General features: G+C 75.5%; 20 protein-coding genes. 13 read left to right on the top strand and 7 right to left on the bottom strand.

The genetic code is table 11. The features are described 5' to 3' along the window. Nucleotides 1-8 precede the first annotated feature (8 nt). On the bottom strand, nucleotides 9-482 hold the full coding sequence (locus DLJ47_RS16260) for a DUF3093 domain-containing protein (RefSeq protein ID WP_109900834.1): 474 nt from the start codon (nucleotides 480-482) through the stop codon (nucleotides 9-11). A gap of 122 nt (nucleotides 483-604) precedes the next feature. Here DLJ47_RS16260 and dut point away from each other — a divergent pair, with 122 nt between their 5' ends. From dut to DLJ47_RS16240, 4 genes are all read left to right on the top strand, one after another. Next, nucleotides 605-1117, top strand: a complete 513-nt coding sequence (gene dut, locus DLJ47_RS16255) for a dUTP diphosphatase (protein WP_109900833.1) — start codon at nucleotides 605-607, stop codon at nucleotides 1115-1117. Nucleotides 1118-1142: 25 nt separating this feature from the next. Then, the gene (locus DLJ47_RS16250) at nucleotides 1143-1844 is read left to right on the top strand and encodes a DUF3710 domain-containing protein (RefSeq protein WP_109900832.1); all 702 of its coding nucleotides are present in this window, start codon (nucleotides 1143-1145) and stop codon (nucleotides 1842-1844) included. 124 nt (nucleotides 1845-1968) lie between these two features. Beyond that, complete coding sequence (locus DLJ47_RS16245; RefSeq protein ID WP_088995324.1) at nucleotides 1969-2349, top strand: OB-fold nucleic acid binding domain-containing protein; 381 nt, start codon at nucleotides 1969-1971, stop codon at nucleotides 2347-2349. Continuing rightward, nucleotides 2346-3026 carry a DUF3159 domain-containing protein gene (locus DLJ47_RS16240; protein ID WP_109900831.1) on the top strand — a complete coding sequence of 227 codons (681 nt, stop codon included), beginning with the start codon at nucleotides 2346-2348 and terminating at the stop codon, nucleotides 3024-3026. Before DLJ47_RS16245 ends, DLJ47_RS16240 begins: the two co-directional genes overlap by 4 nt. A gap of 37 nt (nucleotides 3027-3063) precedes the next feature. On the opposite strand, the gene DLJ47_RS16235 is transcribed toward DLJ47_RS16240, so the two are convergent. Then, nucleotides 3064-3753 (bottom strand): potassium channel family protein, encoded by a 690-nt coding sequence (locus tag DLJ47_RS16235; protein ID WP_088995322.1) that lies wholly within the window; start codon nucleotides 3751-3753, stop codon nucleotides 3064-3066. A gap of 2 nt (nucleotides 3754-3755) precedes the next feature. After that, nucleotides 3756-4421 carry a potassium channel family protein gene (locus DLJ47_RS16230; RefSeq protein WP_109900830.1) on the bottom strand — a complete coding sequence of 222 codons (666 nt, stop codon included), beginning with the start codon at nucleotides 4419-4421 and terminating at the stop codon, nucleotides 3756-3758. A gap of 161 nt (nucleotides 4422-4582) precedes the next feature. On the opposite strand from DLJ47_RS16230, the gene DLJ47_RS16225 reads away from it, so the two are divergent. From DLJ47_RS16225 to dxs, 4 genes are all read left to right on the top strand, one after another. Then, complete coding sequence (locus DLJ47_RS16225) at nucleotides 4583-6661, top strand: APC family permease (protein ID WP_109900855.1); 2079 nt, start codon at nucleotides 4583-4585, stop codon at nucleotides 6659-6661. After that, nucleotides 6654-7889, top strand: a complete 1236-nt coding sequence (locus DLJ47_RS16220; protein WP_109900829.1) for a class I SAM-dependent RNA methyltransferase — start codon at nucleotides 6654-6656, stop codon at nucleotides 7887-7889. Before DLJ47_RS16225 ends, DLJ47_RS16220 begins: the two co-directional genes overlap by 8 nt. A 56-nt stretch (nucleotides 7890-7945) precedes the next feature. Then, nucleotides 7946-9103, top strand: a complete 1158-nt coding sequence (locus DLJ47_RS16215) for an anhydro-N-acetylmuramic acid kinase (RefSeq protein WP_109900828.1) — start codon at nucleotides 7946-7948, stop codon at nucleotides 9101-9103. Nucleotides 9104-9185: 82 nt separating this feature from the next. After that, nucleotides 9186-11138, top strand: a complete 1953-nt coding sequence (gene dxs / locus DLJ47_RS16210) for a 1-deoxy-D-xylulose-5-phosphate synthase (RefSeq protein WP_109900827.1) — start codon at nucleotides 9186-9188, stop codon at nucleotides 11136-11138. A 101-nt stretch (nucleotides 11139-11239) separates the two neighbouring features. Here dxs and DLJ47_RS16205 read toward each other — a convergent pair whose 3' ends face one another. Next, nucleotides 11240-12436, bottom strand: coding sequence for a hypothetical protein (locus tag DLJ47_RS16205; RefSeq protein ID WP_109900826.1), 1197 nt, complete (start codon nucleotides 12434-12436; stop codon nucleotides 11240-11242). A gap of 339 nt (nucleotides 12437-12775) precedes the next feature. On the opposite strand from DLJ47_RS16205, the gene DLJ47_RS16200 reads away from it, so the two are divergent. Both DLJ47_RS16200 and DLJ47_RS16195 read left to right on the top strand, forming a co-directional pair. After that, a complete protein-coding gene (locus DLJ47_RS16200) occupies nucleotides 12776-14674 on the top strand; it encodes a hypothetical protein (protein WP_446723569.1) in 1899 nt (632 codons plus the stop codon). Further along, nucleotides 14674-16473: a hypothetical protein gene (locus tag DLJ47_RS16195; protein WP_109900825.1), complete on the top strand. Its 1800-nt coding sequence runs from the start codon at nucleotides 14674-14676 to the stop codon at nucleotides 16471-16473. The genes DLJ47_RS16200 and DLJ47_RS16195 overlap by 1 nt, the downstream gene beginning before the upstream one ends. Nucleotides 16474-16550: 77 nt before the next feature. Here the strand turns inward: DLJ47_RS16195 and DLJ47_RS16190 are convergent, their stop codons facing one another. Further along, entirely contained in the window at nucleotides 16551-17468 is a 918-nt protein-coding gene (locus tag DLJ47_RS16190; RefSeq protein WP_109900824.1) for an AraC family transcriptional regulator, read from the bottom strand. A gap of 84 nt (nucleotides 17469-17552) precedes the next feature. On the opposite strand from DLJ47_RS16190, the gene DLJ47_RS16185 reads away from it, so the two are divergent. Then, entirely contained in the window at nucleotides 17553-18512 is a 960-nt protein-coding gene (locus tag DLJ47_RS16185; RefSeq protein ID WP_109900823.1) for an SDR family NAD(P)-dependent oxidoreductase, read from the top strand. Between the two features lie 22 nt (nucleotides 18513-18534). Here DLJ47_RS16185 and DLJ47_RS16180 read toward each other — a convergent pair whose 3' ends face one another. Then, nucleotides 18535-20373, bottom strand: coding sequence for a DUF2029 domain-containing protein (locus DLJ47_RS16180; protein WP_109900822.1), 1839 nt, complete (start codon nucleotides 20371-20373; stop codon nucleotides 18535-18537). A gap of 34 nt (nucleotides 20374-20407) precedes the next feature. Here DLJ47_RS16180 and DLJ47_RS16170 point away from each other — a divergent pair, with 34 nt between their 5' ends. Both DLJ47_RS16170 and DLJ47_RS16165 read left to right on the top strand, forming a co-directional pair. Beyond that, the gene (locus DLJ47_RS16170; protein ID WP_233257856.1) at nucleotides 20408-21796 is read left to right on the top strand and encodes an outer membrane protein assembly factor BamB family protein; all 1389 of its coding nucleotides are present in this window, start codon (nucleotides 20408-20410) and stop codon (nucleotides 21794-21796) included. Nucleotides 21797-21872: 76 nt separating this feature from the next. Continuing rightward, nucleotides 21873-23168 (top strand): outer membrane protein assembly factor BamB family protein, encoded by a 1296-nt coding sequence (locus tag DLJ47_RS16165; RefSeq protein ID WP_109900820.1) that lies wholly within the window; start codon nucleotides 21873-21875, stop codon nucleotides 23166-23168. A 1-nt stretch (nucleotide 23169) separates the two neighbouring features. Here the strand turns inward: DLJ47_RS16165 and DLJ47_RS16160 are convergent. Further along, the coding region (locus tag DLJ47_RS16160; RefSeq protein ID WP_199235872.1) for a C39 family peptidase at nucleotides 23170-23645 on the bottom strand (476 nt) is incomplete at its 5' end.

The raw sequence follows: 23645 nt of genomic DNA, 5'->3' as shown, positions 1-23645 counted from the left end.
GGCGGCCGTCAGCCGGCGTCGCGGGCGGCCAGGATCGCCTCGGCCAGCTCGACCGGGCGGCGGCTGCTCACCACCCAGAACGGGGTCGGGTCGGCCGGGTCGTCCAGCACCACCTGCACCGCGCCGCTGACCCACGGCCGCTGCACCACGAACGCCAGCGGATCCGCGCCGACCCCGAGCACCTCACGCCGTCCGGCGGCGTCCAGCGGGATCGCGTCGGCCACGAACCGCACCGGCAGCCGGGCGTCGTCCACCCGCAGCTCGCCGTCGCGGACCGCGACCCGGACCCGACCGAGCCAGGCCAGGCCGAGCACGGTCGCCGGCGGCAGCACCGCGAACGGCAGCCACGCGCGGACCCCGGAGTAGCCCATCCAGAGCTCGGCGGCGAGCAGGACGGCCGCGGCCACCCCGGCCAGCCAGAGCCACCAGGGCAGGCCGAGCCGCTCGGAGTGCCCGGCGGGGGGTGCCGCGACGGGCGACACCGGCGGCGTCGGCGACGGCGAGGATGGCGACAGGCTCACAGTCCGAGGGTACGGCGCACAACCGCCCGGGTACCCGGCAGGATGGCAGGGTCACCCCGTGAACCGGACGGAAGAGGGGAACCGTGACCGACGTTGTACCCGTGCCCGTACGGCAGCTCGACCCGGAGCTGCCGCTGCCGGCGTACGCCCATCCCGGTGACGCCGGGGCCGACCTGGTGGCCGCCGCGGACGTCGAGCTGCCACCCGGCGGTCGGGCCCTGGTCCCGACCGGTCTGGCGATCGCCCTGCCCGAGGGGTACGTGGGCCTGGTCCACCCCCGGTCAGGGCTGGCGGCCAGGCTCGGCGTGACCGTGCTCAACGCGCCCGGTACGGTCGACGCCGGCTACCGGGGTGAGATCCTGGTCAACCTGATCAACCATGATCGGGACGTGCCGGCGAAGATCTCCCGTGGCGACCGGATCGCCCAACTCGTCATCCAGCGGGTGGAACGGGCGGTCTTTCAGCCGGTGGTCGAGCTGCCCGCGTCCCCGCGCGGTGCCGGCGGGCACGGCTCCACCGGCGGGCACGCCGGGCTGGTGCCGCCCGCGCCGCGCGCCGACGGGGCGGACGGGCGGACGGAAGAGGTGGCAGGGTGAGTGCGAACAGCGGAGGGTTGGCGCAGTGATCTTCTCCCGTAAGCGGGCCGACGCCGGGCGGCGTGGCCGCGACGAGCGGACCACCGAGGTCCTCGACAGTCACGACGGCGAGCAGACCCCGGCGGCCCCGGCCCGCGGCCCGTACGACGTCGGCGAGGCGCCCGCCGGTGTGCAGCGGCTCGACCTGGGCAGCCTGCAGATCCCGGCGGTGCCCGAGGTGGAGGTGCGGGTGCAGGCCGACCCGCAGGGCGTGATCCAGCAGGTGGTGCTGGTGCACGGCCAGAACGCGCTCCAGCTCGGCGTCTTCGCCGCACCCCGCTCCGAGGGCATCTGGGACGAGGTGCGTGAGGAGATCCGCCAGTCGCTGTTCAACGACGGCGCCGCCGCCCAGGAGGTCGACGGGGAGTACGGCACCGAGCTGCGCGCCCGGGTCCGCACCCCGGACGGCATGACCGACCTGCGGTTCGTCGGCATCGACGGGCCGCGCTGGATGGTCCGCGGCGTCTACCAGGGCCCGGCGGCCGTCGACCCGGCCGCGGCCGGGCCGCTGGCGCAGTGCCTCGACGGGCTGGTGGTCGACCGGGGCCAGGAGGCGAAGCCGGTGCGCGAGCCGCTGCCGCTGCGGCTGCCCCGCGACGTCGCCGACCAGGCTGGTCCGGCCGGCGCCGGGGAAGCCGACGCCGGCGCGGCGGCCGGCCGGCCCGCCCCGGAGCCCCGCGAGGCCTGACCGCCGTTTCGCCGGCCCGCCGGGACCGGCCCGCTCGGCGTACGCTGGCGGAACGGTCCCGGCGCCGCCGGGCTCGGGCAGTGCCGGCGCGGGCCGGCCGGCGTGGAAGGGTGACGCGGAGGTCATGACGACCGACGAGGACCGGAGGCCGCTGCGGCGGATGCTGCGCCGGCTCACGGCCAGCGAGGCCGAGATCGAGGCGCAGGAGCTGCAGAAGGAGAGCGCCGAGCACGGCGGGGTGCCGGCCCGGCAGTGCCACCGGGGCCAGGTGGTGTCGGTCTCCGGGCGGCTGCGCACAGTGGTCTACACCCCGCGCACCAACCTGCCCACCCTGGAGGCGGACCTCTACGACGGCAGCGACGTGGTGACGCTGGTCTGGCTGGGCCGGCGGCACATCGCCGGGATCGAGCCCGGCCGGCACCTCACCGCGCGCGGGCGGGTGGCCGTCCGGGACGACCGGAAGGTCATCTACAACCCGTACTACGAGCTGGAGTCGCCGAAGTGACGACGGGACAGCACCGGGCGGCGGAGCCGGACACCGGGCCGGAGGAGGAGCGGCTGCCCACCATCGCCGAACAGATGGCCGACCAGCTCGGCGGCTGGCGGGGGCTGGTGGAGTCGAGCATCCCGGTGGTCGTGTTCGTGGTGGCCAACATCCTCGGCGAGCTGCGCCCCGCGGTGATCGCCTCGGTGGCGGTGGCGCTGGCGATCGCGGTGCTGCGGCTGGCCCAGCGCCGGCCCGTCCGGCACGCGGTCAACGGGCTGTTCGGCATCGCCATCGGCGCGGCGATCGCCTGGCGCACCGGCGACGAGCGGGACTTCTACCTCCCCGGCATCCTCTACGGCATCGGCTACGGGCTGGCGCTGCTGCTCTCGGCGGCGATCCGGCAGCCCCTGGTGGGGTGGATCTGGTCGGTGTTGGTGGCCAAGGGCCGGTCGGAGTGGCGCGACGACCCCCGCCTGGTGAAGACCTTCACCGGGCTGACCGTGCTCTGGGGCGTGGTCTGGCTGGCCAAGGTGGGCGTGCAGGCCGGGCTCTACCTCGCCCAGCAGGACACCGCGCTGGGCGTGGCCCGGCTGGCGCTGGGCTACCCGCCGTACGCGCTGCTGCTGCTGATCACCGTCTGGACCGTCCGCCGGGTGACCCGGGAGAACCGCCCGGCGCCGCTGGCCGGCGGCTGAGCCACCCGCCGGGCTCGGGCGAGCCGCCCCGGCGGGGTCAGCGCGCCTCGCGGGTCCGCTCGACGCTGTCCGGCCCGAGCACCACGGCCCGTACCGCGTCCTCCACCTCGGCGGTGCAGACGAAGATCAGTTCGTCGCCGGCCTCCAGCGGGTCGTCCGGGCTGGGCACCAGCACCCGCTTGCCCCGCAGGATCGCCACCAGCGCGGAGTCGCGGGGCAGCGGCACCGCGTGCAGCGGCTGCCCGACGTACGGGGCGGTCGTCGGCAGGGTGATCTCGACCAGGTTCGCCTCGCCCTGCCGGAAGGTCATCAGCCGGACCAGGTCGCCGACCGTGACCGCCTCCTCGACCAGGGCGGCCATCACCCGGGGCTTGCTCACCGCGACGTCGACGCCCCACTGCTCGGTGAAGAGCCACTCGTTCTCGGCCCGGTTCACCCGGGCGACCACCCGGGGCACCGCGAACTCGGTCTTGGCCAGCAGCGACACCACCAGGTTGACCTTGTCGTCGCCGGTGGCCGCGACGACCACGTCGCAGCCGGCCACGTTGGCCTCCTCCAGGCTGGTCAGCTCGCACGCGTCGGCCAGCACCCACTCCGCGGCCGGCACCCGGTCGGGCCGCAGCATCTTGGGCTGGCGCTCGATGAGCATCACCTGGTGGCCGTTGTCGATCAGCTCCTGGGCGATGGAACGGCCCACGTTGCCGGCGCCGGCGATGGCGATCCGCATGCTCAGTGCACTCCTTCCGGCGGCGCCGCCGCCACCGACGTGACCGTCGCCACGATGTCGTCGGTGACCAGCATGAAGACCTGGTCACCCTCCTGCACGACGCTGGAGGTGGTGGGCAGCGTCCCGATGCCGAAGCGGCTCAGGTAGGCCACCCGGGCCCCGGTCGCCTCCTCCAGGGCGCGCACCGGCCGGCCGATCCAGTCCTTGTGCGTCGGCACCTCGACGATCGACACGGTGCTGGTCGGGTCGCGGAAGATCTCCACGTTGCCCTCCGGCACCAGGTGCCGCAGCATCCGGTCGGCGGTCCACCGGACGGTGGCCACGGTGGGGATGCCCAGGCGCTCGTAGACCTGCGCGCGGCGCTGGTCGTAGATCCGCGCGGCGACCCGGGACACCCCGAACGTCTCCCGGGCCAGTCGGGCCGAGATGATGTTGGAGTTGTCGCCGCTGGAGACCGCGGCGAAGGCGTCCGCCCGCTCGATGCCGGCCTGGCGGAGCACCTCGCCGTCGAAGCCGGCGCCGGTGACCGTGATCCCGGCGAAGTCCGGGCCGAGCCGGCGGAAGGCGTCGGCGTCCTGGTCGATGACCGCCACCGAGTGCCCCCGGGACTCCAGGCTGTGGGCGAGGGTCGAGCCGACCCGGCCACACCCCATGATCACGACGTGCACGCTGCCCTCCCAAGGTGCCACCCGCCCCGCCGGATCGGGCGTGTGTCTGCGAGCCTGCCACGTTCCCGGCAGGGGCGGGCACCGACGGTACTCCGCCGGGGCCGCCGGGGATGATCGACCACCCCCACGGTCCCGGACGGCGGGTCGTACGCTTGGCGGTTGTGGCCAGTCCCACCTCGCTGCTGAAGCGGCTGCTCGTCGGTCGACCGTTCCGGTCCGACCGGCTCCAGCACACCCTCCTGCCCAAGCGCATCGCGCTGCCCGTCTTCGCCTCGGACGCGCTCTCCAGCGTCGCGTACGCGCCGGACGAGATCCTGCTGACCCTCTCCATCGCGGGCGCGTCGGCGTACCTCTTCTCGCCGTGGATCGCCCTCGCCGTGGTGGTGGTGATGCTCACCGTGGTGGCGAGTTACCGGCAGAACGTGCACGCCTACCCCTCCGGGGGCGGCGACTACGAGGTGGCCACGGTGAACCTGGGGCCACGCGCCGGAGTGGCGGTGGCCAGCGCGCTGCTGGTCGACTACGTGCTGACGGTCGCGGTGTCGGTCTCCTCCGGGGTGGCCAACCTCGGTTCCGTGGTGCCGTTCGTGGCCACCCACAAGGTGCTCATCGCGGTCATCGCGGTGGTGCTGCTGACCGCGGTGAACCTGCGCGGGCTGCGCGAGTCCGGCACGGCCTTCGCGATCCCTACCTACGGCTTCGTCATCGTGATCGGCGGGATGCTGCTCACCGGCCTGATCCGGATCTTCGTGCTCGGTGACGACCTGCGCGCCCCCAGCGCCGACCTGGTGATCCAGGCCGAGCACAGCGTGACCGGCTTCGCCCTGGTCTTCCTGCTGCTGCGCACCTTCTCCTCGGGGTGCGCGGCGCTCACCGGGGTGGAGGCGATCTCCAACGGGGTGCCCGCGTTCAAGGCCCCGAAGAGCCGCAACGCGGCCACCACGCTGCTGCTGCTCGGCACCATCGCGGTGGCGATGCTGATCGGCATCATCTGGCTGTCCCGGCTCACCGGGCTGCAGTTCGTCGAGGACCCGGCCCTGCAGATCGTCGCCGGCCCCGACGGGTACGTGCAGAAGACGGTCACCACCCAGCTCGGCGAGACGGTCTTCGGCTCCGGCTCGGTGCTGCTCTACGTGGTCGCCGGGGCCACCGCGCTGATCCTCTTCCTGGCCGCGAACACCGCGTTCAACGGCTTCCCGGTGCTCGGCTCGATCCTCGCCCAGGACCGCTACCTGCCCCGCCAGCTGCACACCCGGGGCGACCGGCTGGCCTTCTCCAACGGCATCGTGTTCCTGGCGGTCTTCGCGATCGTGCTGATCGTCGGCTTCCAGGCCGAGGTGACCAGGCTCATCCAGCTCTACATCGTCGGGGTGTTCGTCTCGTTCACCCTCTCCCAGGCCGGCATGATCCGGCACTGGAACCGGCACCTGAAGACCGAGCGGGACCCGCAGGCCCGGCGGCGGATGCTCCGCTCCCGGGCGATCAACACCTTCGGCATGGCGATGACCGGCGCCGTGCTGGTCGTCGTACTGGTCACCAAGTTCCTGCTCGGCGCGTGGATCGCGATCGCCGCGATGGCGGTGATCTACCTGCTGATGCTGGCCATCCGCCGGCACTACGACCGGGTCGCGGCCGAGCTGACCCCGCCGGACGGCGGCCGGGCCGTGCTGCCCGCCCGCAACCACGCCGTGGTGCTGGTCAGCAAGCTGCACCAGCCGACGCTGCGGGCCATCGCGTACGCCCGGGCCACCCGGCCGGACACGCTGACCGCGGTGACCGTCAACGTCGACGACAAGGACACCCGGAACCTGCAGGGGGAGTGGGAACGGCGGGAGCTGCCGGTGCCGCTGACCGTGATCGACTCGCCGTACCGGGAGATCACCCGGCCGATCCTCAACTACGTGGCCGGCGTCCGCCGGGAGTCCCCGCGCGACGTGGTCACCGTCTTCATCCCGGAGTACGTGGTCGGCCGTTGGTGGGAGAACCTGCTGCACAACCAGAGCGCGCTGCGGCTCAAGGGCCGGCTGCTCTTCGAGCCGGGGGTGATGGTGACCAGCGTGCCGTGGCAGCTCGAGTCGACCGCCAGCAAGAACCTGGACCGGTTCGACGCCACGCTCACCCGCGGCCCGGCCCGGGGCCCGCGGGTGGTGCCGCGCAGCACCCTGCCGCCGGCCGTGCCGCCGCTCGGCGTCGACGAGCCCGGGGAGGGCGGCCGGACCGCCGGGGCCAACCGTGACTGAGCCGGGGCGGGGCCTGGAGGAGGCCGAGCGGGTCGAGCTGACCGTGGGGGCGGTCGCCCCCGGCGGGCACTGCGTGGCCCGGGTGGACGGCCAGGTGGTCTTCGTGCGGCACGCGCTCCCCGACGAGCGGGTGGTCGCCGAGGTCACCGAGGTGCACAAGGGCTTCGTCCGGGCCGACGCGGTGACCGTGCTGGCCGCCGCGCCGGAGCGGGTCGAGCCGCCCTGCCCGTACGCGAAGCCGGGCCGCTGCGGCGGCTGCGACCTGCAGCACGTCGCCCCCGCCGCGCAGCTGGAGTGGAAGGCCGCGGTGGTGCGCGAGCAGCTCACCCGCCTCGGTGGGCTGACCCCGGACGAGCTGGACCGGCTGGGCGTACGGGTCGAGGCGCTGCCCGGCGGCCCGCTGGGCTGGCGCTCCCGGGTGCGCTACGCGGTGGACGCGGCCGGCCGGGCCGGCCTGCTCAAGCACCGCTCCCACGAGGTGGTGCCGATCGACCGCTGCCTGATCGCCCACCCGGCGATCCAGCAGCTGCCGGTGCTCAGCCCGAGCGGGGCGCGCTGGCCGGAGGGGGACGCGGTCGACACCGTCGCCTCCACCGGTGGCGACGTCACCGTCTCCACCGTCGCCGAGGGGGTCGCCACGCCGGTCGACGGGCCGGCCGAGGTGCGCGAGGTGGCCGCCGGCCGGGAGTGGACGCTGCCCGCGTCCGCCTTCTGGCAGGTGCACCCGGCCGCGGCGGACACCCTGGTCGGCGCGGTGCTGGCGGCGGTAGAGCCGCGCCCGGGCGAGTCGGCCTGGGACCTCTACGGCGGGGCCGGGCTGTTCGCCGCGGCGCTGGCCGACCGGGTCGGCCCCGGTGGGCGGGTCACCCTGGTCGAGTCGGCCGCGCAGGGCGTGGCCGCGGCCCGGCGGAACCTGCGCGACCTGCGCCAGGTGGAGGTGGTGGCGGCCCGGGTGGAGACCGCGCTGGCCCGCCGTCGGATCACCGGCCCGGTCGACGTGGTGGTGCTCGACCCGCCCCGCTCCGGCGCCGGCGGCCGGGTGGTGCGCGAGCTGGCCGCCGCCGGTCCGCGGGCGGTGGCGTACGTGGCGTGCGACCCGGCGGCCTTCGCCCGGGACGTGCGCACCTTCGCCGGGCTCGGCTGGCGACTGGCCACACTGCGCGGCTTCGACCTGTTCCCGATGACCCAGCACGTCGAGCTGGTTGGGCTGCTGCTGCCGCCCGACTGAGCCGGCCGCCGGCTTCCCGGCCGACCGCGCGGCCGCCGTGGCGCTAGCCTGGCCCCGTGAAGATCGTCGGGCTGATGTCGGGCACCTCCTACGACGGGGTGGACGTGGCCGCCGCCGAGTTCGAGGTCGAGGGCGACACGCTGTGGCTGCGCCCGCTCGGCCACCGCGAGCTGGACTACGACGACGAGCTGCGGGCCGAGATCGGCGCGCTGCTGCCCCCGGCCGGCACCACCATCGAGGCGGTCTGCCGGCTGGACAACCGGCTCGGCGACGTCTTCGCCGAGGCGGCGGCGGTCGGGGTCGAGCTGGCCGGCGGCGCGGACGCGGTGGTCTCGCCCGGGCAGACGGTCTTCCACTGGGTCGCCGACGGGCGGGCCCGGGGCACCCTGCAGCTCGGTGCGGTGGCCCGGGTGGCCGCCCGGGTGGGCGTACCCGTGCTCAGCGACCTGCGCTCGGCGGACATCGCGGCCGGCGGGCAGGGCGCCCCGCTGGTCCCGGCCTTCGACGCGCTGCTGCTCGACCCGGCCGCCGGGCCGCGGGCGGCGCTCAACCTCGGCGGCATCGCCAACCTCACGGTGGTCGCGCCGGGCGCGCCGGTCCTCGGGTACGACGTCGGGCCGGCCAACGCGCTGCTCGACGCGGCCGCCCGCCGCTTCCTGGACCGCCCGTGCGACTCCGACGGGGCCCGGGCGGCCGCCGGCCGGGTGCACGCGGGGCTGCTCGCCGCGCTGCTGGCCGAGCCGTACTACGCCGCGCCGCCGCCCAAGTCGACCGGCAAGGAGCTGTTCCACGCCGGCTACCTGGACCGGCACCTGGCCGCGGTCGGCGAGCCGGTGCCCGTCGACGACGTGCTCGCCACGCTGACCGAGCTGACCGCCCGGGTGGTCGCCGCCGAATGCGACCGGCACCGAGTGGTCGAGGTGGTGGCGGCCGGCGGCGGGGTGCGCAACCCCACACTGCGGCGCCGGCTGGCCGCGCTGGGCGCCGGCCGGTGGCGGCTGCGCAGCACCGACGAGCTGGGGGTGCCGGCGCAGGCCAAGGAGGCGTACGCGTTCGCCCTGCTGGGCTGGCTCTCCTGGCACGGGCTGCCCGGCGCGCTGCCCTCGGTGACCGGGGCCACCCGGGCCGCCGTGCTCGGCTCCTGGACCCCGGCCGGGCCGGCCCGCGACGCCGTCCCGCCCACCCCGCCGCGCCGGCTGCGGATCCGGTCCTGAGCTGGCGCTCAGCCCGGCGCCGGGGGCCGGGCGGGCTCGGCCCGGGCTGCGGAGTACCGGGCGGCCGATAGACTCTCCGGTCATGAGTGTTGAACAGGACACGGCCGCGGGCCGGCTGCTGGCCACCGTACGCGGTCCGCAGGACGTCAAGCGGATGTCCGCCGAGGAACTGGACGTCCTCGCCGCCGAGATCCGCGACTTCCTGATCGCGAAGGTCTCCCGCACCGGCGGGCACGTCGGGCCCAACCTCGGTGTGGTGGAGCTGACCCTGGCCCTGCACCGGGTGTTCGACTCCCCCCGGGACCGGCTCCTGTTCGACACCGGCCACCAGGCGTACGTGCACAAGATCCTGACCGGGCGGCAGGCCGGCTTCGACCGGCTGCGCCAGCGCGGCGGGCTCTCCGGCTACCCGAGCCAGGCCGAGAGCGAGCACGACCTGATCGAGAACTCGCACGCCTCCACCGCCCTCTCCTACGCCGACGGCCTGGCCAAGGCGTACGCGCTGCGCGGCGAGTCGCGCAGCGTGGTGGCGGTGGTCGGCGACGGCGCGCTGACCGGCGGCATGTGCTGGGAGGCGCTGAACAACATCGCCACCAGCGGCAACCCGCTGGTGATCGTGGTCAACGACAACGGCCGGTCCTACTCGCCGACCATCGGCGGGCTGGCCGACCACCTCTCCTCGCTGCGGCTCAACCCCGGCTACGAGAAGGTGCTGGACACCGTCAAGGACGCGCTCGGCTCGACCCCGCTGGTGGGCAAGCCGATGTACGAGGTGCTGCACGCGGTCAAGAAGGGCATCAAGGACGCGGTCGCCCCGCAGGCGATGTTCGAGGACCTCGGCATCAAGTACGTCGGCCCGGTGGACGGGCACGACGTGTCGGCGGTGGAGTCGTCGCTGCGCGCGGCGAAGAACTTCGGCGGCCCGGTGATCGTGCACGCGGTCACCCGCAAGGGCTACGGCTACCGCCCGGCCGAGGAGGACGAGGCGGACTGCCTGCACGGCCCCGGCGGCGCCTTCGACATCGAGACCGGCAAGCTGGTCGCGGCCCCGTCGGTGAAGTGGACCCACGTCTTCGCCGAGGAGCTGGTCGCGATCGCCGACGAGCGGCCCGACGTGGTCGGCATCACCGCCGCCATGGCCGAGCCCACCGGCATCGCCTCGCTGGCCCGCAAGTACCCGGAGCGCACCTACGACGTGGGCATCGCCGAGCAGCACGCGGCCACCTCGGCGGCCGGGCTGGCGCTGGGTGGGCTGCACCCGGTGGTGGCGGTCTACGCGACCTTCCTCAACCGCGCCTTCGACCAGGTCCTGCTGGACGTGGCGATGCACAAGCTGCCGGTCACCTTCGTGCTGGACCGGGCCGGCATCACCGGCCCGGACGGCCCCAGCCACTACGGCATCTGGGACATGTCGGTCTTCGGGGTGGTGCCCGGGCTGCGGATCGCCGCGCCCCGGGACGCCGCCACCCTCCGCGAGGAGCTGCGCGAGGCGGTGGCCGTCGACGACGGCCCGACCGTGGTGCGCTTCCCGACCGGCACCGTGGCCGCCGACCTGCCGGCGGTCCGCCGGGTCGGGTCGGTCGACGTGCTGGCCGAGTCGGCGCGTACCGACGTGCTGCTGGTCGCGGTGGGCGCGTTCGGCCAGCTCGGCATGGAGGTGGCCGCCCGGGTCGCCGAGCAGGGCTACGGGGTCACCGTGGTCGACCCGCGCTGGGTCCGCCCGATCCCGGCCGAGCTGGTCGAGCTGGCCGCCGGGCACCGCCTCGTGGTCACCGTCGAGGACGGCGTACGGGTCGGCGGGGTCGGCGACGCGCTCGCCCAGGCGATGCGGGACGCGGACGTCCGGGTGCCGCTGCGCGACCTCGGCGTACCGGCCGACTGGCACCCGCACGGCACCCGGGCGCAGATCCTGGCCGACCTCGGCCTGACCGCGCAGAACGTGGCCCGCGACGTCACCGGCTGGATCTCCCGGCTCGACGTCGAGCCGGTGGAGCCGGTCCGGCTCTCCGCCGACGACGCGGCCGCGTCGAACTGAGCACCACCGACGGCGGGCGTCCCCGGGTCACCGGGAGCGCCCGCCGTCGGCGTTGAATCAGGATCGGCAGCCCGGGCGTTGGCCGGTGGGGCCGGCGCGGGTCAGCGGCCGCCGACCGAGCGGTAGTGGGTCTTACCCGAACCGGCCAGGCTGAACGTCTCCTTGCGTGCCGGCTCCGGCACCACGGTGAGCCCCGGCCGGTCCACCAGCCGCGGGGTGCCCGGTGGCACCGACAGCGAGCTGTCCCGGGTGGCCCGCCAGCTCAACACCACCAGCGGCTGCCCCGGCACCGGCAGCAGGTACGTCTGCAACGGGCTGGCCTGGTCGGCGGGGGAGACCACGGCCGGGCCGCCGTCGGCCGGCCGGTAGACCACCGCGGTCATCGGGCCGGTGGCGGTCTCCCAGCTCAGCTGCTGCAGTTCGGCCGGCTCGCCGCCGCCGAGCGCCACCTCGCCGAGAGTGCGGACGGCGACCTTCTCCATCGGCCAGGACGACGGCACCGAACGCGGCGCGTCCCGGTCGCCGATCCGCCGCTGGATGCTGCCGAACGGGCCCTCCTCGCCGGCCAGCGCGCAGGTGTCCAGGCCGGCGAGCGCCCGCTTGCCCGACCCGCTCTCGTCGCGGACCAGCGGGTAGCGCGGGTCGGCGGTGCCGGTGCCCAGGTCGAGCAGCCGGTCGGCGGCCCGGCCCCGGGGCAGCGACTCGGAGGAGCGCAGCGTGGCGGTCACCGCCACCGCCCGGCAGGCCGGCACGTCGACCGGCTCGGTGAGGCCGTCGGCGCTGGTCAACGCCTTGCCGTCGGGGCCGAGCAGGCGCTGCACCCGGGCCGAGGTGAGGTAGCGCCGGCCGCCGGTGGTCTGCACCGGGAGCACGTCGGAGTAGACGAGGTAGCCGGGGTCGGTGTACTCGGTGGCCCGGGTGACCGCGTACCGGTCGCCGTCGCGGGTGAGTTGCAGCAGCCAGGAGGCGCTCTCCCCGGGCACGTCCGCGGCCACCAGGGCGAGCGGCGCGCCGTCCACCTCGCCGGCGTAGAGGATGCCGGAGGTGGGCAGGTGCACCCGGTCGTCGACCGGTGACCGCCAGTCGCGTACCGCCGCGGTCACCGCCGCGGTGACCGCGGCGTCGCCGGCCAGGGGGCCGCGCGGTGGCCAGACCGTGAGCGAGCCGTCCCGGCTGTCGAAGCCCATCCGCAGCTCGCGGGGCTGCTGCCGGTCGGCGACCGGGCCGCAGGCCGTGGCGGTCAGCAGCAGGGTCAGCAGTGCGGTGGCCGTCGTGCCGCGCCGGCGGGCTGGAGCCACCTGTACGCCCCCTCGGTCGAGCTGCCGTCGTGAAAGCGCCATAGTACGAGATGTCCGGTCACCCGGACGCGCCGCCTCGTCCCTGTTCCCACCGCCGTCGACCCTGCCGGCGGGAGCCACCACAAGGGACCTCGCAGTGTCTTTGGGGACATTTTCCCGCTCCGGTAGACTCCGCCGACTGTGACGCCTGCCGAGACCCGCGCCGAGTCCTCGCCGGAATCCGACGCCACCACCGCGTCCGATCCGGTGACCGGCGGCGGCACGGCGAACGGCCACCCGGCCAACGGCGGCACGGCGAACGGCCAACCCGCGCCGGACGGCGCGCCGGCCCCGAACGGGGTGGCCCGTGCCGGGGTCGGCACCCTGCCGGCTCCGTCCACCACGGACCCCGGTGCCAGCCCGGCCGAGCCGGCCACCACGCCCAGCGGACCGGATCCGGGTGCGGAGCCGGCGCGGGCCGACGCGGACGCGGGCTCGTCCGCCGGGGCGGCCCGGCCCCGCTGGTGGCGCCGCCGGCGCACCGACCTCGCCGTGTTCGGGCTCTTCCTGCTCACCGCGCTCTGGGTGACCAGCCAGATCTGGGTGGACCCCGCCGGCCGGGTCGCCCCGCTCTACAGCAGCGACCCGGCCCAGGTGCAGTTCTTCCTCGCCCACTCGGTCCGGGTGGTGCTGCACGGCGAGTTCCCGTTCTTCACCGAGCAGTTCAACTACCCCGACGGCGTGAACCTGATGGCGAACACCGCCATCCTCGCGCTGGGCATCCCGATGGTGCCGGTGACGCTGCTGTTCGGTCCCGCGGTCACCTTCGTGGTGCTGGTCACCCTCGGCCTCGCCGGCACCGCCACGGCCTGGTACGTGATGCTCTCCCGGCACGTCGTACGCACCCCGCTGGCCGCGGTGGTCGGCGGCTGGTTCTGCGGGTTCTCGCCGGCCATGCTCTCGCACGCCAGCTGGCACCCGAACATCATCAGCCAGTTCCTGCTGCCGTTCATCGTCTGGCGGGTGCTGGTGCTCACCCGGTCGACGCGGCCGGTCCGCGACGGCGTGCTGCTGGCCCTGATGGTCACCGCGCAGGCGTTCATCAACGAGGAGATCCTGCTCTTCACCGCGCTGGCCTGCGGGGTCTTCCTGCTCGCCGTGCTGGTCCAGCGGCCCGCGCTCTGGTCGGCGGCGTGGCGGCCGCTCGGCGCGGGCCTGGCGGTCTGCGCGGCGCTCGCCGGCGCGCTGCTGGCGTACCCGCTCTACATCCAGTTCGGCGGGCCGATGGCGTACCACGGGCTGAGCGACGCGGTGCGCGACTACGGCAACGACATCGCCGCCTTCTTCGCCCCCGGCTCGCCCACCATCGGCGGCAACCAGCGGGCCAACGTCAACCTGGCCCCGAACTACTCGGAGGAGAACGCCTTCTTCGGCTGGAGCCTGGGGCTGCTCACCGTCGGCATCGTGCTCTGGCTGCGTCGCGAACCGCTGGTCCGGGCGCTGGCCGCGACCGGGGTGTTCTTCGCCGTGCTCTCCCTCGGCGAGCGGGTGTCCTGGTGGGACCGGGAGTTGTTCACCGGGCCGTGGGAGTGGCTGGTCCGGCTGCCGCTGCTCGACGCGGTGGTGCCCACCCGGTTCGGCCTGATCACCAGCGTGGTGATCGGCGTGCTGCTGGCGCTCGCCGTCGAGCGGGCCCGGTCCCTGCCGCTGGACCGGCGTACCGTGCGGACGCTCACCGTCGCCGGGCTGGTGCTGGCGCTGCTGCCGATCGCGCCGATGCCGCTGCACATGACCTCCCGCCCGCCGGTGCCGGACTTCATCACCGCGGACCGCTGGCGCGGCTACGTCGGGCCGGACCAGACCCTGGTGCCGATCCCGGTGCCGAGCATGGGCAACACGCACGGGATGCGCTGGGCGGCGGCGACCAACCTGGACTTCAAGATTCCCGGCGGCTACTTCCTCGCCCCGCGCAACGGCAACACCGGCGACCCGGGGCGCTTCGGCGGACGCCCGAGCGGGTTGGGTCAGCTGCTGGAGGAGGTGGCGACCACCGGGCGTACCCCCAAGCTGGACGATCGGCAGCGCCGCCGGTCGCTGGACGAGCTGCGGCACTGGCGGGCGGCGATCCTGGTGCTGCCGGTGCGCCAGCACCACGCGGAGCCGCTGCGCCGTACCGTCGAGCAGTTGGTCGGCCCCGGCCGCCGGGAGCTGGACGTCTGGGTCTGGGACGTTCGGGCGCTGACCGACCAGCCGGCCTGATGGCGGTCAGCACCACCACCGCACCCGCCGACGCCCCGCCCGCCCGTCGGCGCCGGTGGCCGGTCCGCCGGGCGGACCTGCTGGTGGTCGCCGGGTACCTCGCCCTGGCGGTGCTGCTCACCAGCGGGCAGTGGGGTCGCCCGGATCGGCTGTTCCACCAGGCCGGCGACCAGGTCCTCTTCGAGTGGATGCTGGCCCGCGCCGCCCGGTCGGTGGTCGAGGCGGAGAACCCGCTGCACAGCACGGCGCTGAACGCCCCGGACGGGGTGAACCTGATGGCCAACACCTCGGTGCTCGGCCTGGGCGTGCCGCTGACCCCGGTCACCCTGCTGTTCGGCTCGCAGGCCGCCTTCCTCACCGCCGTCGTCTGCTGCCTGGCCGGCACCGCGACCGCCTGGTACGCGCTGCTGCGCCGCCGGTTGGTCGACTCCCGGGTGGCCGCCGCCGTCGGCGGGCTGTGCTGCGGCTTCGCCCCGGGCATGGTGGCCCAGGCCGGGGCGCACCTGCACATGGCGGCGCAGTTCCTGGTGCCGGTGATCCTCGCGCTGGTGTTCCGGCCGGCGCCCGACCGGGTCTGGCGCTCCGGCGTGCTGCTCGGTCTGACCGTCACCTACCAGGTCTTCCTCGGCGAGGAGGTGCTGGTCTTCGTGGCCCTGGCGGCCGGCGTGTTCGTGCTCGCGTACGCGCTGGCCGACCGGGCGGCGGCCCGCCGGCTGGCGCCCGCGATGCTCGCCCGGATCGGGATCGGCGCGGCGGTGGCGGTGGTGCTGCTGGCGTACCCGCTGTGGTTCCAGTTCTTCGGCCCCGGCCACTACCGGGGGATGCCCTTCCATGCGTACGGCTACCAGTTGGACGCGGCCTCGTTCACCGCGTCGGCCCGGCAGACCGTGCTCGGTGACGACTACCTGCCCGGCCTGCTGTCGCCCAACCCCACGGAGGAGAACTCGTTCTTCGGCCCGGGGCTGCTGGTGCTCGCCGTGGTGGTCACCGGCTGGCTGTGGCGCCGGCCGCTGGTGAAGGCGCTGGCCGTCTGCGGTGTGCTGTTCGCCCTGCTCTCGCTCGGTGAGCAGATCCGGCTGGACGGCACCCCGACCGGCATCCCCGGGCCGTATCGGCTGGTGTCCGGGCTGCCGCTGCTGGACCTGGCGGTGCCGGCCCGGCTGTCGCTGGTCTGCGTACCGGTGCTGGGCATCCTGCTCGCCCTCTCGCTGGACCGGGTCCGGTCGCTCCGGCCGCCGGCCGACTCCGACGCCGGTCCGGCGGCCAGCGCGCCGGTGCGGCTGCTCTGGGCCGGCGCGGTGGCCGCCGCGCTGCTCCCGCTGACCCCGACGCCGATCCGGACCGTGCCGGCGTGGCCGGTGCCGCCGTACGTGGCCGAGGGCGGCTGGCGGGCAGCCGTACCGGCCGGCCGGACCGTGGTGCCGGTGCCGCCGGTGACCGGCGCGGGCCTGAGCCCGGCGATGTTCTGGTCGGCCCGGACCGGGCTGTCCTTCGACGCGCCGGGCGGCTACTTCATCGGCCCCCGGTCGGCCGACGACCCGGCGGCGCGCTGGGGCGCCCCGGACCGGCCCACCTCGGTGCTGCTGCGCCGGGTCGCCGAGACCGGCGAGGTGCCGGTGGTCACCGACGCCGACCGCCGCCAGGCGGTCGAGGACCTGCGGCACTGGCGGGCCGCCGTGGTCGTCCAGGGTGGACTGCACCGGGGCGACCCGGTGCGTCGCACGGTGGACCAGCTGCTCGGCCCCGGCCGGGAGATCGGCGGCGCCTGGGTCTGGGACGTGCGGCCACTCGTCGGCTGACGCCGGCCCCGCTCGTCGGCCCGGCCGCACGTCGCGCCGCCGCGCTGGCGAGATCGGCGGCCCGGCCGGGCGGAGGCTCAGCCGGGCCGGGTCAGCTCAGCGCGGTAGGCGCGCGGCGTGCGGCCGGTGGTGCGTTTGAAGGCGACGCTGAGCGCGCTCTCCGAGCCGTACCCGACGGACCGGGCGATGGTGGCCACCGTCTCGCCGCCGCGCCGGATCCGGTCGGCGGCGAGTTCGATCCGCCACTCGGTGAGGTACTCCAGCGGGCCCTTGCCGACCACCTCCTTGAACCGGGCCGCCAGCGTGGACCGGGAGACGGCGGCGGCCCGGGCCAGCTCCGCCACGGTCCACGGATGGGCCGGCCGGTCGTGCATCGCCCGCAGCGCCGCGCCGACCGCGGGATCGGCCAGGCCGGCCAGCCAGCCCGACCGGCCACCGCCGTCGTGGGCGAGATGCAGGCGCAGGATCCGGATCAGCATGACCAGGGCGAGGTGCTCCGCGACGAGCGTGGCCCCCACCGGCCGCCGGCGCAGCTCGTCGTCGATCTCCCCGACGGCCCCGCGTACGGCGGTGGCCTCCGGTGTGCCGGCGGGCACGTGGATGACCGGGGGCAGGCTGTCCAGCAGCAGGGCGCGGGCCCGCTCGGCGAAGGAGAACGCGCCGCCGACGAGGAGCACCTCGTCGCCGTCGCCGGCGCGGGCCACGCCGTCTACGGCCGCGGCGAAGACAGGTTGCGCCGGCTCGGCCGGCAGGTCGGGGTCGCTGGCGAGGGTGAACGCCCGGGGCCGGGCCAGCAGGAAGCAGTCTCCCTCGGCGAGGCGGACGGGGTCGGGCAGGCCGTCCACCCGGAGCCAGCAGCGACCACGCCGCACCGCGTTGAACTTGGCCCCGGCCGGCGGGGGGAACCGGAGCGCCCACCGCCCGCCCGCGGACAGACGGGACGACACCCGACTCGTCGGGGCGAGCAGCGCCAGCACGTCCTCCAACGGGTCCATGCCGGCACCTCCTGGACTGACGCTAAAGAGTGGTGGATCCCAGACTATAGGCAGTCCAGCGGTGGCGTCCCTAGCGTTGTCGTCATGACAACCACCGCACGCCTGAGGACCCCGTACACCGCCCGCACCACCGCCGCCGAGATCCTCGCCGGCGTCGACCTCACCGGCCGCCGGATGATCGTCACCGGCGGCGCCTCCGGGATCGGCGCGGCGGCCGTCCGGGCCCTGGCCGGGGCTGGGGCGGAGGTCACCGTGGCCACCCGCGACCCGGCCCGCGCCGACGCCCTGGTGGCCGAGTTCGCCGGCCCGGGCAGCGTCCGGGCCGCCGCCCTCGACCTGGCCGACCTGGCTTCGGTCGACGCCTTCGTCGCGGCGTGGGACGGCCCGCTGCACGCCCTGGTCGCCAACGCCGGGATCATGGCGATCCCGACCCGGCAACTCACCCCGCAGGGCTGGGAACTCCAGCTCGGCACCAACTACCTCGGCCACTTCGCGCTCGCCCGCGGCCTGCACGGCAACCTGGGCGCCGCCGGCTCCGCCCGGGTCGTGGTGGTCAGCTCCGGCGCGCACCTGCGGGAGGCGTTCGACTTCGCCGACCCGCAGTTCGAGCGGCAGCCGTACGACCCGTGGTCGGCGTACGGCCGGTCGAAGACGGCGGACGTCCTGCTCGCCACGGGCATCGCCCGGCGGTGGGCCGCCGACGGCATCACCGCCAACGCCCTCAACCCCGGCTACATCAACACCAACCTGCAGCGCCACCTGGAGGACGACGCGCTGCGGGCGTTCGGGGTGCTGGACGAGGCGGGTAACCGGATCGACCTGCCGTACTACAAGACGCCCGCCCAGGGCGCGGCGACCACCGTGCTGCTGGCCGCGTCACCGCTGGTCGAGGGGGTCACCGGCCGGTACTTCGACGACAACCAGGAGGCCGAGGTGGTGGCCGGCGGCCCGGAGGCCACCGGCGGGGTGGCCGCCCACGCCGTGGACCCGGCCGCCGCCGACCGGCTCTGGGCGTACGCCGAGCGGGCGCTGATCGCCCGCTGAGCGCCCGAGCGCCGGTCGGGCGTCAGGGCACCAGCGGGCGGACGTCCCAGAGCCACACGTCGTCGACCCGCTGCGGTGGGCCGAGCAGGGCGGTCATCAGCTCGCGCAGCACCGCCTCGCGCGGGTGGGCCCCGAGCACCACCACCGACGCCTTCCAGAAGCGCAGGTCCTCGACCGCCTGGCGGCGGTTCTCCTCGGTCAGCGCCGGCACTACGCCCTGGTCCATCGTGGTGTAGATCAGGCTGCTGGTCGGCCGGTTCGGCGCGCCGAACACGCCCTCGCCCAACTCGTTCGGGCCGATGAAGTAGCCGCCGGGGATCGGGAACGCGTGCTGGGTCAGCGCGCTCCAGCGCAGCGTGGGCAGGCCGTGCACGTTGCTCGGGATCGGCACCGGCACCAGGGTGCGGCCCTGCGGCACGTACGGCCGCCAGCCGCCGGCGGTGATGAAGTGCGGCGGCGGGTCGACCGGCTGCGCGGGCAGCGGACGCGGGACGAGCGGCAGCACCGCCAGCGCGATGGCGGCGTAGCCGACCGGCCGGACCCAGCGGCGGCGCGGCCGGGTCGGTGCGTCCGCCTCGCCGGTGCGTTGCGCGGGCACCGGCGGGCGGCCCACCCCGGACACCGCCTCCCAGGCCAGCGCGAGCAGCACGCCGACGGCGGCCACCACCACCAGGGCCAGCCGGGTCGGCATCATCATCTCGACCAGCGGCAGGTCGTCCGGGACGTACGCCCACGGGCCGTCGGTCTCCGTCTCCACCCCGTTGAACCGCACCTTCGGGCCGATCGAGGCCACCGTGAAGACCACCACGAGCACGGCCAGGATCCGGGCGGCGAACCAGCGGCGGACCAGCAGCGCCAGCGCCACCAGCGCCAGCAGCACCAGCGGCCAGCCGAACCAGGTGTTCTGCTCGGTGAGCCCGATGGTCTGCTCCACCGCCTCGTCCCCGGCGACGGTGTCCCGGGCGAAGGTGACGAAGGCCTTGAGGTCCTCGCCCCAGTTGTGGAACACCCCGCCCTGCAGCCCCCGGTAGGACTGCGGGCCGTTGAACTGGAACCAGATCGGGTACGCGGTGAGCAGCAGCGCCAGCCCGCCGCCGACGCCGAGCGCGGCGGCGAAGGTGCCGGCCATCGCCCACGCCCGGCGCGGCCGCATGAGCGCGTACGCCACCACCACGACCAGGCAGGCCAGCGCGGTGAGCAGCAGCATCTCCTCGTTGATGAAGATCTGGTACGCGACCAGCAGGCCGAGCACGACGCCGTTGCGCCGCCAGCGGCCCGGCTCGCCCAGCCGCAGCACCCGCACCACGATCAGCGGCAGTAGGAAGTTGGAGACGAAGTTGGGCTGGCCGTTGGCGTGGTGCACGATGCCGGGCGCGAAACCGAGGAACGCGCCGCCGACGAAGGCCGCCGCGCGGGAGCGCACCAGGTGCCGGGAGAGCGCCCAGTACGCGGTGCCGGCGGTCGCCGCCAGCGCCGCACCCAGGTAGAGCGCGTACATCACCTGCGGGCCGAGCAGCATGGTCAGCGGCGCCAGCGGCAGCGTCACCCCGAGCAGCGAGGTGTTCGCCATCATGTTCACCCCGTCCGGGGCGTTCTGCCGGGCGGTGAAGAGCGGGTTCTCCAGGTGCCGCACCGAGTACGCGCCGTGCGAGAAGAGCCACTCGAACCAGCTGTGGTCGGTGGGCAGGTGCGACGAGACCCGGTGCTGCACGTCCACCCAGTAGTTGAGACAGACGAGGACGCCGAGCGCCAGGTAGACGGCCACGGCCAGCAGGTCGGCGCGGGCCGGCCGCCAGCGGGAGCGCCGGGACGGCCGCGCCGCGACTGGGTCGGCAACTCGGGTCGGTGCGGGGTCTACCATCGGCGCAGCCACGACGCGCCATCGTACAGGCGTGATGCGTCGCATTTGCCGGCCCGGTACGGCCCTGGCCGGTTCGCCGGGCGCGCGGGCCGACGGGGAGGACGACGTGACGCTGATCGACCTCGGTGACCTGCGCGACGCGCCGGAGCCGGAGCGGACGGCGCCGCCCCGCCGGCTGCGGCCGGCCGGCCGTCCACTGCGGACCGCCCTGCTGCTCGCGCTGGTGCTGGCGGTGGCGGCCGGCGCGACCCCACCGCCGGGCCGGGTCACGGCCGTCGTGCCCGGCCCCGCGTCCGCGCACGCCTTCCTCGCCGGTGACCGGCTCTACGTCGTGCGGCCGGCGGAGGGGGTCACCGATGGCAGTCGCGACCTGCTCGCCTACCCGCTGCCCGAGCGGGCGACGGCCACCCCGCAGCGACCCGCGCCGCTGTGGCGGGTGCCCATGCCGAGGGCCGGCGACCTCTGGGGATTCCACGCCCGCGACGGGGCGGTGCTGCTCTCCGTCGCCGGATTCGACGGCTCCCGGGGCGACACCATCGTCCTCGACGCCGACACCGGGCGGACGCGGTGGCAGCAGCCCGGCCTGGCCTGGCTGGACGCCCGCGGCCGGCTGCTGCTGGAGACCAATGGCCGCGACGGTGCGGGCACGCTCCGGTCGGTGGACCTCGCCTCGGGCCGGACGCTGTGGTCGCTGCCGGTCCCGTCGCAGGGTGCGCAGTACCGGGGCCGCGACGGCCTGATCGAGCAGGTCGTGGTCATCGACGGCGGGCGGGTGGCGATCCACGACGCCGGCACCGGCGTGCTGGTCAGCCGGAACGAGCTGCCGATGGGCGAGCCGGGCGGGCAGGAACAGCCGGACGTGTATCCGCAGGTCGCCGGGGACCTGTTGGTGGTGGTACGGCAACCGGCGGGGCGGGTGACCGCGTACGAGCTGGACGGGCTGCGGCGGCGCTGGGAGGTGGAGCTGCCGCTGGTGGAGTACCTCTACCCGTGCGGTGCCCTGCTCTGCGCGGCCGGGCGGACCGGTGGGATCCGGGTGGTCGACCCGGCCACCGGCCACCTCCGGTGGAGTGACCCGAGCCGCACGGCCCTGCTGAGCCTGCGGGGTGGCGCGATGCTCGCGTTCGCGCCGACCCCGTCGGGGGCGGACCGGGTGGTCGTGGTGGCGGCGGCGACCGGCCGGGAACTCGCCGACCTCGGCGCCTGGCAGCTGGTGCCGTCCCGGTCGGTGGACGACCGGGTCGTCGGGACCCGGCCGGTACCCGGTGGCGGGTTGCTGGTCGCCGAACTGGACCCGGCCACCGCCCGGGCGCGGCGGCACGACGTGCTCCGGGACGTGGCGGGGGACTGCCAGCTCGAGGGGGACCTGATCCTGTGCCGTCGACCGGGCGACGGCTTCCTGGTGCGGCGGCTGCCGGCATGAGCGAGCGGAGTGAGCGAATCATCAGGCTCAGCGCGGTGGTGCTTCGTGGCGGCACGCAGCGCAGCGGAGTGCCGGCATGAGCGGCGAGGTGGTCATCGACCTGGGGGAGCGGCCGCGCGGCCCCGAGCCGGAGCCGGTTCCCGGCCGGCCCCGGCCGCCGGCCCGCTGGTGGCGGGTGGCGCTGCCGCTGCTGCTCGCCCTGGGCACGCTCACCGCCGGCGCCGCCCCGCCGACGGGCCCGCCGACGGTGACCGTGCCCGCGACCGATCCGGCCGACTTCCTGCCGCTCGGTGACCGGCTGCTGGTCCTGCAGGGGCTGCTGCCGACCGACGGCACGGCCCGGGAGCTGGTCGCGTACCGGCTGCCGGGTGGGGAGCCGCTCTGGCGCCGGGCGCTGCCGGACGACGACGTCCCGATGGGGGTGAGCGTGCACGGCGACCTGGTCCTGGTCAGCACCTCGTCGCCCGACGGCGACGACGCGTCCACCAGCGCCCTCACCCTGGACGCCGGCGAGCTGCGGTGGCAGCGGCCGGGTCGGGCGCTGCCCGTGGCGGGCGGCGGGGTGCTGCTGGAGACGCACCGGCCGGGGCCGGGGCACACGGTGCGGGCGGTGGACCCGGCCACCGGGGAACCGGGCTGGGCCGTGCCGGTGGCGGCGGAGGGCTTCGCCGCCTACCGGTACGCCGGCGGGGGCGTCGATCTCGTCGCCGCGGTCTCGCCCGCGGGGCGGGTGGAGCTGTACGACCCGGCTACCGGCGCCCGGCTCGGCGCGGCCGACCTGCCGCGCGTCGGGCCGGCCGGGAACCGTTACCTGGAGCTGATCGGGGACGTGCTGCTGGTCGGCGACGGCGCCGGCGGGATCGCCGGCTACGAGGTGCCGTCGCTGCGCCGGCGCTGGGCCCTGCCACCCGACCCGCAGACGGGCTGGGCGAGCCCATGCGGGCCGGGGATCTGCCTGCACCGGCCCGACGCCGGGGTGCGGGTGGTCGACCCGGCGACCGGGCGGACCCGCTGGGCGGACCCGCGCTGGTCGCACCTGGTGGTGGTCGGTGACCGGCTGCTCGCCGAGGCGGGCCGGCCGGACGACCGGGAGGACCGGCCGTTGACGGTGCTGGATCCGGCCACCGGCCGGGTGCTCGGTGAGCTGGGCCGCTGGCAGGCGCTCTGGGAGTGGCCGGCGGCTCAGCCGCGGTACGGGCTGCGCCGGCTGGCGGACGGGCGGATGCTGCTGGCCGAGCTGGACATCGCGGCCGCCCGGGCCCGGGTGCTCACCGTGCTGCCGTCGTGGGCCCGGCGGTGCGGCGCGCAGGCCGGCACGCTGGTCTGCCAGGCGCCGGGGAACACGCTGCGGATCTGGCACCTGCCCCGCTGAGTCACCAGTTGGCCTGCGCCGGGGCCGGCGGCAGCGGCACCCCGGCCGGGCGGACGACGTACGCCACGCCGCCGCTGCCGGCCTGCCAGACCGCCTCGAACCGGTCCCGGTCCACGGTGCGGCGCACCCCCTCGTCGTCGGCGGCGTACGGGTCGTTGAGCACCGGGTCGCCGGTCGCGGTGAAGCCGACCAGCACCATCAGGTGCCCCCGGGTGTCGTAGTCCAGGCCCGGCACCTCGCCGGCCCGGAAGGCGGCGGAGACGATCAGCGGGATGCCGGCGGCGACGAACGCCTCCGCCTCGGTGAGCGAGCGCAGCCGGGTGACGAAGGCGTCCATCCCGTGCAGCCCGGCGTAGGCGGTGTTGAACGGCCAGTTCCCGGCCCCGGCGTAGGCGTGGTCGTAGCAGTGCCGAGCGGCGTGCACCACCATCGGGCGGGGGCCGGGCGGGCGGCGTGGCCGCCCCGAGCCCGAGCCGG

The organism is Micromonospora sp. S4605 (assembly GCF_003176715.1).
GTDB lineage: Bacteria > Actinomycetota > Actinomycetes > Mycobacteriales > Micromonosporaceae > Micromonospora > Micromonospora echinaurantiaca.
The sequence above is the reverse complement of the archived record's forward strand: the minus strand, read 5'-3'. Positions and strand labels throughout refer to the sequence as shown.

Bases quoted from the DNA above. Each gene is read 5' to 3' on its own strand.
- DLJ47_RS16165 (WP_109900820.1), top strand. From the start codon at position 21,873: ATGAGCGGCGAGGTGGTCATCGACCTGGGGGAGCGGCCGCGCGGCCCC.
- dxs (WP_109900827.1), top strand. From the start codon at position 9,186: ATGAGTGTTGAACAGGACACGGCCGCGGGCCGGCTGCTGGCCACCGTA.
- DLJ47_RS16195 (WP_109900825.1), top strand. From the start codon at position 14,674: ATGGCGGTCAGCACCACCACCGCACCCGCCGACGCCCCGCCCGCCCGT.
- DLJ47_RS16235 (WP_088995322.1), bottom strand. From the start codon at position 3,753: ATGCGGATCGCCATCGCCGGCGCCGGCAACGTGGGCCGTTCCATCGCC.
- DLJ47_RS16245 (WP_088995324.1), top strand. From the start codon at position 1,969: ATGACGACCGACGAGGACCGGAGGCCGCTGCGGCGGATGCTGCGCCGG.
- DLJ47_RS16185 (WP_109900823.1), top strand. From the start codon at position 17,553: ATGACAACCACCGCACGCCTGAGGACCCCGTACACCGCCCGCACCACC.
- DLJ47_RS16190 (WP_109900824.1), bottom strand. From the start codon at position 17,468: ATGGACCCGTTGGAGGACGTGCTGGCGCTGCTCGCCCCGACGAGTCGG.
- DLJ47_RS16170 (WP_233257856.1), top strand. From the start codon at position 20,408: ATGCGTCGCATTTGCCGGCCCGGTACGGCCCTGGCCGGTTCGCCGGGC.
- DLJ47_RS16180 (WP_109900822.1), bottom strand. From the start codon at position 20,373: ATGGTAGACCCCGCACCGACCCGAGTTGCCGACCCAGTCGCGGCGCGG.